Raw genomic sequence first — 12,912 nt, 5'->3', positions numbered from 1 at the left:
CTCGGTGGGCGGGGCGGAGGGCTCGGCGGTGCGGTACGTCGCCGTCCTCACTCCTTCTTCTTCGGCTCCCCGTACACCGAGTTGGGCGTACCCGGCTTGCCGACGCGTTCGTCGAAGCCGTCGTCCAGGACGGCGATGCTGCTGACCACCCGCGCGATGTAGTCGTCGTCCCCGGCGTGCAGCCTCTTCGTGACGTGCATGTGGTTCGAGATGTGCGCGCAGGCGTCCAACAGCGATTTGAGCTGGGCCGTCCAGCGGGTCGAGACGTGCTGGAGTGCGGCGCCGAGGGCGAAGCCCTGCCCCGTGAGATCCTTCGCCGCCGAGTCACTGGAGGGGCCCGCGACCCGGGCCTTGTCGTACAGGTCGTTGAACAAGGTGTGGGCGGACTTGCCGATCGCCGCGAGGTCCTTCTGCGAGACCTTGAGTACGCCGTACGCACTCGGCATCGTGGCCTGACGGCCGTTCGAGTCCGTGCCGAGGTCCACGCTGTTCAACTGCATCCCGGAGGAGCCCTGTTGGCGCTCCAGCGCACCCGCCTTGAGCTGTTCCCACTCGTCCCAGGCCATCGGCCTGCCACCTTCCCCGTGTGCGGCTCGCCACCGCGGCTTTCCTCCGTACGGCACCACTCGCGTGGCCGCGCGTCCCCGATCTCCGTACAAGTTAGCAACTTGGTAAGAGAGTCAGGGAGGCGTGTTTCGCATCGATCGGTGCAGGGGTGTGAAGCGTTCGGGGAGATCGTTCCGACGGGGGGCGGGAGCGGGGGATCAGTTGCCGTCCGGGCCCCGAGGAGGCTGGGGCGGAACGTTCGCCGGCATCGCCGGGGGCGGGCCGAAGCCCTGTTGCGGCGCCGGGTAGGGCTGGCTCCCGGTGGGCTGCGGCGCGGTGGTGCGGCGCTTCCTGACGACGATCGTCGCTGCCACGCCGGCCGCGACGAGGGCGCCCACACCGAGGCCGATCCCCAGCCACGGGGTGCCGTCGTCGCCCTTCGTCGCAGCCGCCGCCTTCGCCGGTTCGCTCTCCTTCGCCGACGGGGTGGGGGCGGGGGACGCTGGCTGCTGCGCCTCCGCGAGGTCGGGGAGGGGGTAGACGTCCGCCGGGCCCGGGTCGCCGGGGTTCTGGAGGGCGATGCGGGGGCGGACGATGCCGTAGCCGATGGCGTCGTTGCGCTTGGCGCCGTCCGTGGGGCCACCGATGGTGTTCAGCATGACGCGCAGGACCTGGTTGTTGGTCCAGGTGGGGTGGACGGACCAGATCAGGGCGGCGCTGGCGGAGGCCAGGGCGGTGGCGTCACTGGTGCCGTGGCTTTCGCACATGCCGCTCTTGGTTCCACAGGCGTGGACCATCTGCTCACCCGGTGCGGCCATGTCGACTTGAGGACCGTACTCGGACTCCGCCGTCCGGTGAAGGTCCTTTCCTACCGCCGCGACGCCGACCACACCAGGTGTGGCCGCCGGGTACATCACCAAATTTCCCTTCTCCGCATCATTGCCGACACCAGCAAATACCAATGAGCCCTTCTTGAGGGCATAGGTGACTGCGGCGGTCACCTGTGGCGTCGTTTCTGTTGACGCCTGGGAAATGTTGATCACCTTCGCGTCGTGATCGGCGGCATAACGGATCGCCGAGGGAAGCGCATCGTTGAATACCTTGTCACTCTCGGCCAAATTAGCCGCAGCGCCACTGTTGGGAAGCCGAATGGGCAGAATCTTTGCCCCAGGAGCGAGGCCAAAGGCACCTTGCCCGCCGTTGTACGCACCTGTTCCCGCGATCAGGCCAGCCATCCCGGTGCCATGGCCTTCATAATCCGTATGTGCGTCACCGGGCTGCCCCGTGGAAAAGTCCTTGCCGGGAAGAACACGTCCTACGAGATCAGGATTCGTGGAATCCACACCTGAGTCGATGACCGCGACCGTGACGCCCTCGCCGGTGCTGATCTTCCACATGTTCTCGGCCTGCATGGCGTCGAGAAACCACTGTTCCTGACGGATCGTCTCCGCGCTCGCCGGCGTTCCGGCGATACCTACCAGCGACAGCCCCAAGACCGTCACTGTCATCACACGGCACAGCCTGTACCGAGCGCTACCGGTCCGCATGAACTTGGTTCTCCCTTGTCCCTGAACGCATCACTCGACGACCGGCGGCACGGTGGGCCGCTGGTTCCGCCGCCAGGTCTCCTCGTCCTCCGTCACACCGTACGGTCGACCGCTCCCGTTTCGCGTCTGTGCCGGCGGCGTCCCTTGCGGCGGGCGCGAGGCAGGGCTTGCTGCGTTGCAGCTCCCGCCGGAGGTTGTTCCACCTGCAGTAGGATTCCGCGTTCCCTCCCCGCCGGCACCGATCGCACCGGAACCAGGAATGCGGCCTCCTGTACGCCTCGGCTGCCTGGCGGGATCGCCTCCTACGACAGCGGAATTGACTGCCGGACGGCCTCCGACAACGCCGCCGGGAGAGGACACCGGACGGTTGCCAGAAGTCGCACCCGATACACCGGCCGCTCGGCCGACCGGATTCGTCATGCCTGTCGTCTGTCCCATCGGGCCGCGCGCCTGTACGCCTTCACCGCCGACGACCGTGCCACGCGGAATAGCTCCGGTCGGCCTGCTTTCCGACGGCAGGACAGGACGGCCGCCGACGATGCCGTTGCCTCCACCGACTCCGTTCGGGATCCGCCCGACCGGCGTCGCGGTCCCAGTTCCCTGACTCGTCGAGGGCATGGGGATCGTGCCGGCACCAGTAGCTCGGCCCTGCACCACAGGGTTGTTGCCGGGGAGTACCTGACCAGTACCGAACAACGGGGGCGCCAGAAGCGACTGTTGCACCCCGCCCTTCAGCGGGCCGGGGTCGACAGGGGTGTGCGGGACCTGCACCGGGGTCTGTGACGGCAAAGTCCCCACCGAGTCGATGGCCGTTCGTGTCGGCGGCAATACCGCGTCCACCGACGCATGCGGCAGCGGCGCGGAAGCGCCTGAGGCATGCCGTTCAGGAGACTTCCCGGTCGTGCTGCCATCTCCCGTCACACCACGAGACGTGGAAACGGACCCGAGAGCCGACCCCCCACCGGCCGAACCGCTGTCCCCTGTAGGCGCCTTATCCCTCATGCTGTCGACTGCGCGGACATCGGGGGGCAGGAACGCCTTCGGCGGCGGTGGAAGCTTCGGCCTCTCCAACGAGTTCAACTGCGTAGCCGACCACGAATACGACTGCGCCAGCTTGTTCATCTGGGTGGCCGCCTCCAGGCGGACCTTCTCCCGGTCCGCCTTCAGAGCCGCGAGTTCGGCGGAGGACTTGGACGCGATGGAGGCGGCGTCGGGGTCGTTGTGGGCGGCGTTCGCGGCGGCGAGGTTGGCGGTGGCGCCGGGGAGGTCGCGGGGGATGGCGGACTGGGCCAGGGAGATGGCGTCGGAGGCGTGGGAGAGCCAGGTGCCGGAGTCGCGGCTGAAGTCGCTCAGCCGCAGGGTCGCGTTCGCGAGGTCGGCCGCCCAGGTGCGGAAGGCATCGGCGCCCTCGCCCTTCCAGGCGACCCACTGCGGACGGACCTTCAGTTCGTCGGCGATGCTCTGGATCTCGGTGGCCGCCTTCTTCAGACGGTCCGCCGCACCACTGACCACGCCCGCGTTCGCCTGGTCCAGCCACGCCAGCATCTGCTCATGGCTCATACCGTCGAAGAACGTACCGCCCGAACTCTGAGCGTCACGCATCAGATCGCGCCGCCCTTCGCGTTCTTCGTGGCGGCGCCGGACGACGGCTGGGCGGCCGTCTGCTGCGGCTGGCCCGGGTCGTAGACCCCGCCGTACTCCTTCGTCGTCTCCGCGCTGATCGCGGCCATGCGCTGGCGGATGTCGAGGTCGATGTTCTCGTAGCCCTTGTGGGAGGCGAGGACGGCGATGCCCATGCCTTCCATGGAGTCGGAGAGGAGCTTGGAGAGGTTCTCCAGCTCGGTGATGACCGTCTGGTACGCCGTGAAGAGACCCGCCGCCTCGATCCAGCCCTCGCTGCCGCCGCCGAACTGGGTGCGGGTGAGCTGGTCCTGGGCCAGTTCGGCGGGGCCGGCCGAGGAGCCCTTGAGGGTACGGATCAGTTCGTCTATCCGCGTGCGGAAACCTGTGAACGACGCGTACTCCGTGGCCATGTCGGCCTGCGCCTGAATCGCGTTCCGCGCGTCGATCGCCGGGTTCTCCCCGCCCTCCAGCAACATCCCGTCACCCTCCCCGTACGGATCACACAGTCAACTCTAACCACCGCCACCGACAGCCGACCCCCGAGGGCCACCACCGTCCATCCAACCCCCACATCCGGGCGGCCGCATGAGCATTCCTACTCAGCTGCACCCCGGTACGCCGAAGGGGCCGCCCGCACCACGGATGGCGGGCGGCCCCTTCGGACGAGGACCGGTACGAGTCCGTGAGCCCCGGAACAGGGCTCGCGGACCAACTGCCTTGTGTAAGCAGCGACAGCAGAGAGGCGGAGGGGAATTCAGGGAACGGGGCCCCGAACTCCCCTTCTCTCAGGAAGCCTTGGCCTCCGTCTTGGACTCCGTCTTGGCAGCCGCGGGCGCGGGCGCGGGCTTGGCGGCCTCGTAGAACTCCTCGCGAGGAGTCTCAAGCGCCCCCAGCGCGACGACCTCACGCTTGAGGAACATCCCGAGCGTCCAGTCGGCGAAGACGCGGATCTTGCGGTTCCAGGTCGGCATGGCCATGCCGTGGTAGCCGCGGTGCATGTACCAGGCGAGCCGCCCGCGCACCTTGATCTTCATCTTGCCGAAGACGATCATCGCGACGCCCTTGTGGAGGCCGAGGCCGGCCACGGCGCCCTTGTTGGCGTGGGAGTAGGTCTTCTGCGGGAAGCCCCGCATGCCGGAGACCACGTTGTCGCCGAGGACCTTGGCCTGCCGCAGCGCGTGCTGCGCGTTCGGCGGGCACCAGGCGTTCTCGACGCCGGCCTTGCGGGCGGCGACGTCGGGGACCTGGGCGTTGTCGCCGGCGGCCCAGATGTAGTCGGTGCCCTGGACCTGAAGGGTCTCGGAGGTGTCGACGTGACCGCGGGGGCCGAGGGGCAGGCCGTAGCGCGCGAGGACGGGGTTCGGCTTGACGCCGGCCGTCCAGACGATCGTGTTGGAGTCGACCTCGAGGCCGTTCTTCAGGACGACGTGGCCGTCGACGCAGGAGTCCATCGAGGTCGAGAGGTAGATCTCGACGCCGCGGCTCTCCAGGTGCTCCTTGCCGTAGAGGCCGAGCTTGGGGCCGACCTCGGGGAGGATCTTGTCGGCGGCGTCGACGAGGACGAAGCGCATGTCCTCGCGGGAGACCGTCTTGTAGTACTTGGCCGCGTCCCGGGCCAGGTCCTCGACCTCGCCGATGGTCTCCGCGCCGGCGAACCCGCCGCCGATGAAGACGAAGGTGAGCGCCTTGCGGCGGATCTCCTCGTCGGTCGTGGAGTCGGCCTTGTCGAGCTGTTCGAGGACGTGGTTGCGCAGGCCGATGGCCTCCTCGACGCCCTTCATGCCGATGCCCTGCTCGGCGAGGCCGGGGATCGGGAAGGTGCGGGAGACGGCGCCGAGCGCGATCACCAGGTAGTCGAAGGGCAGCTCGTACGCCTCGCCGACGAGCGGCGCGATCGTCGCGACCTTGCGGTCCTGGTCGATGGTGGTGACCCGGCCGGTGAGCACCTCCGCCTTCGGCAGCACGCGTCGCAGCGGGACGACGACGTGGCGCGGGGAGATGTTGCCGGCGGCGGTTTCGGGGAGGAAGGGCTGGTAGGTCATGTACGACCGGGGGTCGACGACCGTGACGGTCGCCTCGCCGTAGCGCATCTTCTTGAGAATGCGCCGAGCTGCGTACAGGCCTACGTACCCACCGCCTACTACGAGGATCCTGGGACGCTCCGTGGTGCTCATGCCATCGAGTATCCACCCGGGTCAGGGGGGTCGCTCGTGCGCCCCTTCACAAGCTTTGACGGGGGGTGTGTTATCCTCCGCGACTCGCGTGATCCATGTCATGTCCGCGAGTGGGAACCCGGCCCCTCCTCACACCGTTGTCAATGGGCCGTGAGCTGCCCGTCAACCGCTCGAAACCCCTCCCGACAGGGCCGGACGACACCTCCGCGACATCGCGTCGAAACGCCCCCGTCCCTCCGTTTTGAACGTGTTCATACGCCAGTTGGGGCCCCGGAAGGGCCAACCGGGGCACATTCCTCGCCCGACGGGACCCATTTCCTTGTGAAGAACTTCACGAACTTTGCCGACAGGACGTCACCGCACCGCCCCTCGACCCCGCTCAAACGGTGTCGTCCCTGCTCAGCGGAGAATCAAGTGGAAGAACGGCAGGAGCAGCCGCCCCAGACCCTCAGCGGCCTGATTTCCACACTTGGCCGAAAATCGCTTCTTCTTCCCCTCCCCCGCCATGAATGATGTGCCTCCTTCACAACATCAACTCTGTGAGACGAGGTCACACGTGAAGACACGGGGTAAGAGAGCGGCGTCCGTCGTCGCCTCCGCGCTGGCACTGGCCGGCGGTCTGGTCCTGGCCGGCCCGGCGAGCCCGGCGAACGCCGCGCCGACCGTCAATTTCCGCAGCTACACGTTCACCGACGGCTCCGGCCGCATCGACGTCTTCAACAACGGCGACTACGCCGGAACCGCCATGTGGGCGGCCGACCCGGGCTCCCTCGACTCCTCCACCGGGGACACCCTGATCGCCTCCGACCAGCTGGCGGACGGTTACGGCATCGAGGCCCACCTCAGCGACGGCCGCATCGCCACGACACGCGGCCAGTCCGCGCCGTACACCGACCGCACGACCGGCGACCTCGACGAGGGCGCCACCCGCACGATGTACGTCTGCCTCGTCCAGGGCTCGTTCAGCGACTGCAGCTCCAGGATCAACGTCCACGCCTGACGGACGTACGAAGCCCCGGCCCCCTCTTGCGAGGTGCCGGGGCTTCCCCCTGCCCAGCGCCCTAGCCCGCCGCCACCTCGAACGCGATCCCGTCGAGGATGTCGTGCTCGCTGACCACGACCTCCGCCGCCCCGGTCCGCTCCATGATCGCCAGCAGGACGAGCGCGCCCGCGCCGATGACGTCCACGCGCCCCGGATGCATGGAGCCGATCGCCGCGCGCTCGGCGTGGGTGGAGCGCAGCAGCCACTCGGTCAGCTCGCGGACCTTCGCGTAGGGGATCCGGGAGTGGTGGATGGCCGTCGAGTCGTACGCGGGGAGGTCCTGGGCGATCGCCGAGAGCGTGGTGACCGACCCGGCGAGCCCGACCAGCGTGCGCGCCTCGCTCAGCGGGACCGTCTTCTCCGCGAGGTCGAGCGCCGCCTCGATGTCCGCGCGCGCCGCGGCGACCTGCGCCTCGGTCGGCGGATCGGTGACGGCGCCGTCGCGCACGAGGTGCCGCTCGGTCATCCGGACGCAGCCGATGTCGACGGAGCGCGCGGCGCGGACGGCGGTGTCGCCGACGACGAACTCCGTGGAGCCGCCGCCGATGTCGACGACGAGGTAGGGCGTCGCGAGGTCCGCGCGCCCCGTCAGCTCCTTCGTCGCCCCGGTGAAGGAGAACGCCGCCTCCTGCTCCCCGGAGACGACCTCCGGCTCCACGCCGAGGATGTCGACGACGCCCCGCACGAACTCGTCGCGGTTCTCGGCGTCACGGGACGCGGACGTCGCCACGAAGCGGACGCGTTCGGCGCCGAGGTCCTTGATGACGGCGGCGTACTCGCGGCACGCGGCGAACGTCCGCTCCAGCGCCTCAGGGGCGAGCCGGCCGGTGCGGTCGACGTCCTGGCCGAGCCGGACGATCGTCATCCGCCGGTCCAGGTCGGTCAGTTCACCGGTCTCGAGGGTGACGTCGGCGACGAGGAGGCGGATCGAGTTGGTGCCGCAGTCGACGGCGGCGACGCGGGTCACTGCGCGGTCTCCTCGGTGAGCGTCACGCACGCGCCCTTGCGCCACCACTCCGGCAGCATCGCCAGGGCCTCGTCGCCGAGGGGGTTCACGCCGGGGCCGGCGGCGAGGGAGTGGGCGACCAGGACGTGCAGGCACTTCACGCGGTCCGGCATGCCGCCGGCGCTGGGGAAGTTCTTCAGCTCCTCGATCTCGTCGCGCCGGCGGACGTAGTCCTCGTGGGCCGCGCGGTAGGCCGCCGCGAGTTCCGGGTCCCGGGCCAGCCGCTCGGTCATCTCCTTCATCACGCCGTTCGCCTCCAGCGTGCCGATGGCGGAGTTCGCCTTGGGGCACGTCAGGTAGTACAGCGTCGGGAAGGGGGTGCCGTCGGGCAGGCGGGGCGCCGTCTCGACGACGTCCGGCTGGCCGCAGGGGCAGCGGTGGGCGATCGCGCGCAGGCCCCGAGGGGGGCGCCCGAGCTGCTGCCGGAACGCCTCGACGTCCGCGTCGGTCGGCTCGGTGCGCTCAGTGGTCGGGGGAGGCGTTTGCATGTTCGTACGATCGTCTCTCTGCTGTCGGTGAAGGGCCGGTGCCGGCGAGGGTGGGTGCCGGTGCTGGTGCCCCTCCAGTATCAGGGGACCGCCCCCCTGGCCTCACCTGCCGACCGCGTCCGCCTTGTCCACCCCGTCCCAGACGTTCGCGTACCAGGGCCGGTCGGCGGCGCCGGCGTCCGCGCGGGCCTGCTTGGCGGCGTCCGGGTCGACGACGACGAAGCCGGTCTCGCCGGGCAGGACGTAGTGCAGACGGAGGCGGATCTGCTGCTCGGCGTAGGCGTCGTCCTGCCAGCGGGCCTTCTGGTCGCGCAGTTGCTCGACCTTCTGGCGGGCCTGTTCCTGCTCGCGTTCGAGGTCGGCGATCTCGGCGCGCTGCGAGACGTACTGCCGCATCGGGTAGGCGAGGGCGACGACGAGGGTGCACAGGACGAGGGCGAGGAGGGCCGCGCGGCCGGTGAGGCGGGAGCGGCGCTGCTGGCGTTTCGTCTGGGAGCGGTAGACGCGGGCGGCGGTCTGCTCGCCGAGGATGCGGAGTCTGGTCGCGGTGGAGAACCGGTCCCTGTCCTTCACGGCCATGCGTCCCGCCTCCCGTTCATACGTGCGTACGTCCCCGCACACGGTACGGGACCGGGTACGGGGACGTACGGACGACGCCTCTTAAGGGACGCCCCTTAGGGGGTTCAGCCCCCTAGGGTCAGCCCTTGCTGTGCTTAATGGTTCGCAGAGCGAAACCGCGGGAACGCGGAGCGGCCGGCGTAGACCGCCGCGTCGTCCAGGATCTCCTCGATGCGCAGGAGCTGGTTGTACTTGGCGACGCGCTCGGAGCGGGCCGGGGCGCCGGTCTTGATCTGGCCGCAGTTGGTGGCGACGGCGAGGTCGGCGATGGTGACGTCCTCGGTCTCGCCGGAGCGGTGGGACATCATGCACTTGAAGCCGTTGCGCTGGGCCAGCTCGACGGCGTCCAGCGTCTCGGTCAGCGAGCCGATCTGGTTCACCTTCACGAGCAGGGCGTTGGCCGTGCCCTCCTCGATGCCACGGGCCAGGCGCTCGGGGTTGGTGACGAAGAGGTCGTCGCCGACGATCTGGACCTTGTCGCCCAGCTTGTCGGTGAGGACCTTCCAGCCGGCCCAGTCGTCCTCGAACAGCGGGTCCTCGATGGAGACCAGCGGGTAGGAGGCGACCAGGTCCTCGTAGTACTCGGTCATCTCGGCGGCCGAGCGGGACTTGCCCTCGAACTCGTACGCGCCGTCCTTGTAGAACTCGGACGCGGCGACGTCGAGCGCGAGCGCGATCTGCTCGCCGGGGACGTACCCGGCCTGCTTGATGGCCTCGAGGATGAGGTCGAGCGCGGCACGGTTGGAGTCGAGGTTCGGCGCGAAGCCGCCCTCGTCGCCGAGACCGGTGGACAGGCCCTTGGTCTTCAGGACCTTCTTGAGGGTGTGGTAGACCTCGGTGCCCCAGCGCAGGGCCTCGGAGAAGGACTCGGCGCCGATCGGCGCGATCATGAACTCCTGGATGTCCACGTTGGAGTCGGCGTGCGAGCCGCCGTTCAGGATGTTCATCATCGGCACCGGCAGGAGGTGCGCGTTCGGGCCGCCGAGGTAGCGGAAGAGCGGCAGGTCGGACGCCTCGGAGGCGGCGTGCGCGACGGCCAGGGAGACGCCGAGGATGGCGTTCGCGCCGAGCGAGCCCTTGTTGTCGGTGGCGTCCAGGTCGAACATCGCCTGGTCGATCAGCCGCTGCTCGGTCGCGTCGTAGCCGACCAGCTCCGGGCCGATCTGCTCGATGACGGCGAGGACGGCCTTCTCGACGCCCTTGCCCTGGTAGCGGTTCGGGTCACCGTCGCGCAGCTCGATGGCCTCGAAGGCACCGGTGGAGGCGCCGGACGGGACGGCGGCACGACCGGTGCTGCCGTCGTCGAGGCCGACCTCGACCTCGACCGTGGGGTTGCCTCGGGAGTCCAGGATTTCCCGGGCTACGACGACGTCGATGGACGGCACGAGCATCTCCTTCTTGGATGTGACGCTGGTTGTGCGGGGCCGCTGGGGCCTTGCGACTAGAGCCTAACCGGCCCGGGGGCTTCGGCCAGCCGACCGACCGCCCCATGGGACAGAACCGACCGTACCCATTGTTCCAAGACGGAACAAAGAGGGGGTGGCGAGAAGGCGAACAGCGGGCGCGGCGCTGGGCACGAAAAAACCTGCCCCGGTGCGTAACGGGGGAGCACGCACCGGGGCAGGCGACAGGGGGCCCGCTTACTTCAGGTGAAGCTGCTGGCCGGGGTAGATCAGGTTCGCGTCCTGGATGATGTCCTTGTTCAGCTGGAACAGCTTCTGCCAGCCGCCCGCGACCTTGTGCTTCGCCGCGATGGAGCTGAGGGTGTCACCCTTGACGACCTTGTACTCGCCGTCGCCCTTCTTGACCTTCTTGCCGGTCGGCGTGGTGACGGTCTTGGAGGACGTCGACTTCGGGGCGCTCTGCTTGGGCGCGGCCTGACGCTCGGTGGAGCGGGAGGAGCTGGGCGTCTCCGTCCGGCTGCTCGAACCGCTGGACGAGGACGAACCGCCACCGCTGTAGCTCGCGCCCGACAGACCCACGCCACAGCTCGGCCAGGCACCCTTGCCCTGCGAGGCGAGGACCTTCTCGGCCACCGCTATCTGCTGCGACTTGCTGGCCCGGTCGGCGCTCGACGCGTACGCCGTGCCGCCGTACGCGGCCCAGGTCGACGGCGAGAACTGGAGCCCGCCGTAGTACCCGTTGCCGGTGTTGATGGACCAGTTGCCGCCGGACTCGCACTGCGCGACGGCGTCCCACTCGGAGGCGGTCGCGGCGGAGGCGTTGCCGGCCGCCATCAGCGGGGCGGCGACGGCGACACCGGTGACACCGGCGAGCGCGACGGCACGAGTGGCCTTGGACGGACGACGGTGCTTGCCCTTGCCGGAAAACAGCATGCTTCGATCCCCTCACCGACGCCTGCGAGGTGAGCTGTCGGGTTAGGGCCGGTTGAGTTGCCCTGCCGCACCTGATGTGCGACTTCACCCCAAGCCGGTTCCGGTGGCCCCAACCACCGTCCCCAGCACTTACCTTGGGTCCCCCGCTCCTGCCTACGGCGCTTGACGCGACGACTGTTCCCGGACGGCCGCTGGCAGGATTCGGCGTTGCGGCAGCCGGGGCTCGGGTTGCCGAGCGGCCTCGACCGTAGACATGCCCCGAGCCGATTTTCAAAGACGATCAGGGCTTCTGAGACTCATCCCACACTTTCGCCAAAACGGACATTCAGCGCGAAGCCGGGCGCTGAACTGCCGTGTTTCCGCCCGCTTTTACGCCTTTGCCGCCCGCCGCCTCAGTTCCCGAGAGACAGCGTCTGACCGGGGACGATGTCGCTCGGGTCGACCCCGATGACCCCCTTGTTCGCGGCGTAGAGGGCGCGCCATCCGCCGTCAAGCGCAAGGGAGTCGGCGATGGAGGTGAGCGTGTCCCCGACCCGGACGGTGTACGTCGTCGGCTCGTCCCCGCTCGCCCCGCGGTGCTTTCCGGTCCCGATCGAGAGCGGAGACGCCCCCGAGACCGCCTCATCGGACGCGCCGGCCCCGGTGTCCACGAGGCTCCAAGAACCGGCGCTCTGCACGGGGTTGTCCTCGGTCGCCGGAGCTGTGGGTGCGCTGTCCGGTACCTGTGGAGCGTTCGGCGCGGCATTCCCGGACGTGTCGGACTTGTCGCCCCCCGCGGAGTCCCCCGGCACCTCCCCGGTCGGCCGTCCGGACGACGCGTCGGGGTCGACGGGCGCGGGAGAGGGGGACGGGGACGTCGACGGCGTGGGCGTCGCCGGGGTCTTCGGCGCCGCGGGGTCGGTCGTCCCGGACTGCCCCGAACTCCCCGTCGCGCCGGACCCCTTGGACGAGTCCGACGTACCGGACGAGCCGGACGAGCCGGAGGTACCGGACGAGTCGGGCGTGCTGGGTGACGGCGTGGGCGTGGGGGTGTCCAGCGCGACCGAGCCGTTCTCCTTCGTCAGGCCGGTCGTGAGGGCGCAGACGGGCCAGGCGCCGGGGCCCTGGTCGGCGAGGACCTTCTGGGCGATCGTCATCTGCTCGGCGCGGCTCGCGAGGTCGGGGCGCTCGGCGTACTGGAGGCCGCCGTACTTCTGCCAGTCGTCCAGCGTGAGGTGCAGGCCGCCGAACTTGCCCGACCCGGTGTTCTCGCTCCAGTCGCCGTCCGTCTCGCAGCCCGCGACCTTGTCCCAGACGGCCGATCCGTCGGCGGCGCTCGCCCCGCTCGCGCCGAGCAGCGGGATCGCGATCGCGGTGCCGGTCACTCCTGCGGCGACGAGGAGAGCCGGGGCCTGACGAGGGCGACGGTGACGGCCGTTCCCGGAGAGCATGCGGGCGCCTTTCTCACGACGGTGGGGGCGGGAGTGGCGTGGGGGCCGCTCCGGCTTGTGAACGTATCGGCATACGATCGCTTGTCACAAGTTCATGCCGCG

12 protein-coding genes and 1 riboswitch are annotated in these 12,912 nt (G+C 69.4%); of the genes, 1 reads left to right on the top strand and 11 read right to left on the bottom strand.

Annotated features, from left to right (window positions below):
* Nucleotides 1-47: 47 nt before the first annotated feature.
* The 5 genes from IAG44_RS24550 to IAG44_RS24530 form a co-directional block, all read right to left on the bottom strand.
* Nucleotides 48-566 (bottom strand): hypothetical protein, encoded by a 519-nt coding sequence (locus tag IAG44_RS24550; RefSeq protein WP_187749230.1) that lies wholly within the window; start codon nt 564-566, stop codon nt 48-50.
* A 198-nt stretch (nt 567-764) separates the two neighbouring features.
* Nucleotides 765-2,093: a type VII secretion-associated serine protease mycosin gene (gene mycP, locus IAG44_RS24545; RefSeq protein ID WP_187749229.1), complete on the bottom strand. Its 1,329-nt coding sequence runs from the start codon at nt 2,091-2,093 to the stop codon at nt 765-767.
* Between the two features lie 30 nt (nt 2,094-2,123).
* Nucleotides 2,124-3,653 (bottom strand): WXG100 family type VII secretion target, encoded by a 1,530-nt coding sequence (locus tag IAG44_RS24540; protein WP_223006805.1) that lies wholly within the window; start codon nt 3,651-3,653, stop codon nt 2,124-2,126.
* A 41-nt stretch (nt 3,654-3,694) separates the two neighbouring features.
* On the bottom strand, nt 3,695-4,192 hold the full coding sequence (locus IAG44_RS24535; RefSeq protein WP_246562042.1) for a hypothetical protein: 498 nt from the start codon (nt 4,190-4,192) through the stop codon (nt 3,695-3,697).
* A gap of 309 nt (nt 4,193-4,501) precedes the next feature.
* Nucleotides 4,502-5,890 (bottom strand): NAD(P)/FAD-dependent oxidoreductase, encoded by a 1,389-nt coding sequence (locus IAG44_RS24530; RefSeq protein ID WP_187749227.1) that lies wholly within the window; start codon nt 5,888-5,890, stop codon nt 4,502-4,504.
* Nucleotides 5,891-6,446: 556 nt separating this feature from the next.
* Here IAG44_RS24530 and IAG44_RS24525 point away from each other — a divergent pair.
* On the top strand, nt 6,447-6,890 hold the full coding sequence (locus tag IAG44_RS24525) for a hypothetical protein (protein ID WP_187749226.1): 444 nt from the start codon (nt 6,447-6,449) through the stop codon (nt 6,888-6,890).
* A gap of 61 nt (nt 6,891-6,951) precedes the next feature.
* On the opposite strand, the gene IAG44_RS24520 is transcribed toward IAG44_RS24525, so the two are convergent.
* From IAG44_RS24520 to IAG44_RS24495, 6 genes are all read right to left on the bottom strand, one after another.
* Nucleotides 6,952-7,899, bottom strand: coding sequence for a Ppx/GppA phosphatase family protein (locus IAG44_RS24520; protein ID WP_187749225.1), 948 nt, complete (start codon nt 7,897-7,899; stop codon nt 6,952-6,954).
* Entirely contained in the window at nt 7,896-8,426 is a 531-nt protein-coding gene (locus tag IAG44_RS24515) for a DUF501 domain-containing protein (RefSeq protein ID WP_187749224.1), read from the bottom strand. The genes IAG44_RS24520 and IAG44_RS24515 overlap by 4 nt, the downstream gene beginning before the upstream one ends.
* A 102-nt stretch (nt 8,427-8,528) precedes the next feature.
* Nucleotides 8,529-9,005 carry an FtsB family cell division protein gene (locus tag IAG44_RS24510; protein WP_187749223.1) on the bottom strand — a complete coding sequence of 159 codons (477 nt, stop codon included), beginning with the start codon at nt 9,003-9,005 and terminating at the stop codon, nt 8,529-8,531.
* A gap of 134 nt (nt 9,006-9,139) precedes the next feature.
* Nucleotides 9,140-10,435 carry a phosphopyruvate hydratase gene (eno, locus tag IAG44_RS24505; RefSeq protein WP_187749222.1) on the bottom strand — a complete coding sequence of 432 codons (1,296 nt, stop codon included), beginning with the start codon at nt 10,433-10,435 and terminating at the stop codon, nt 9,140-9,142.
* 249 nt (nt 10,436-10,684) lie between these two features.
* On the bottom strand, nt 10,685-11,380 hold the full coding sequence (locus IAG44_RS24500; protein WP_187749221.1) for a LysM peptidoglycan-binding domain-containing protein: 696 nt from the start codon (nt 11,378-11,380) through the stop codon (nt 10,685-10,687).
* A gap of 4 nt (nt 11,381-11,384) precedes the next feature.
* Nucleotides 11,385-11,551: riboswitch (cyclic di-AMP (ydaO/yuaA leader) on the bottom strand.
* A 221-nt stretch (nt 11,552-11,772) separates the two neighbouring features.
* Complete coding sequence (locus IAG44_RS24495) at nt 11,773-12,810, bottom strand: LysM peptidoglycan-binding domain-containing protein (RefSeq protein ID WP_187749220.1); 1,038 nt, start codon at nt 12,808-12,810, stop codon at nt 11,773-11,775.
* Nucleotides 12,811-12,912 lie beyond the last annotated feature (102 nt).

The sequence above is a fragment of the Streptomyces roseirectus genome (genome assembly GCF_014489635.1).
GTDB classification, from domain to species: Bacteria; Actinomycetota; Actinomycetes; order Streptomycetales; family Streptomycetaceae; genus Streptomyces; species Streptomyces roseirectus.
This window is presented reverse-complemented; position numbering and strand designations above follow the sequence as displayed.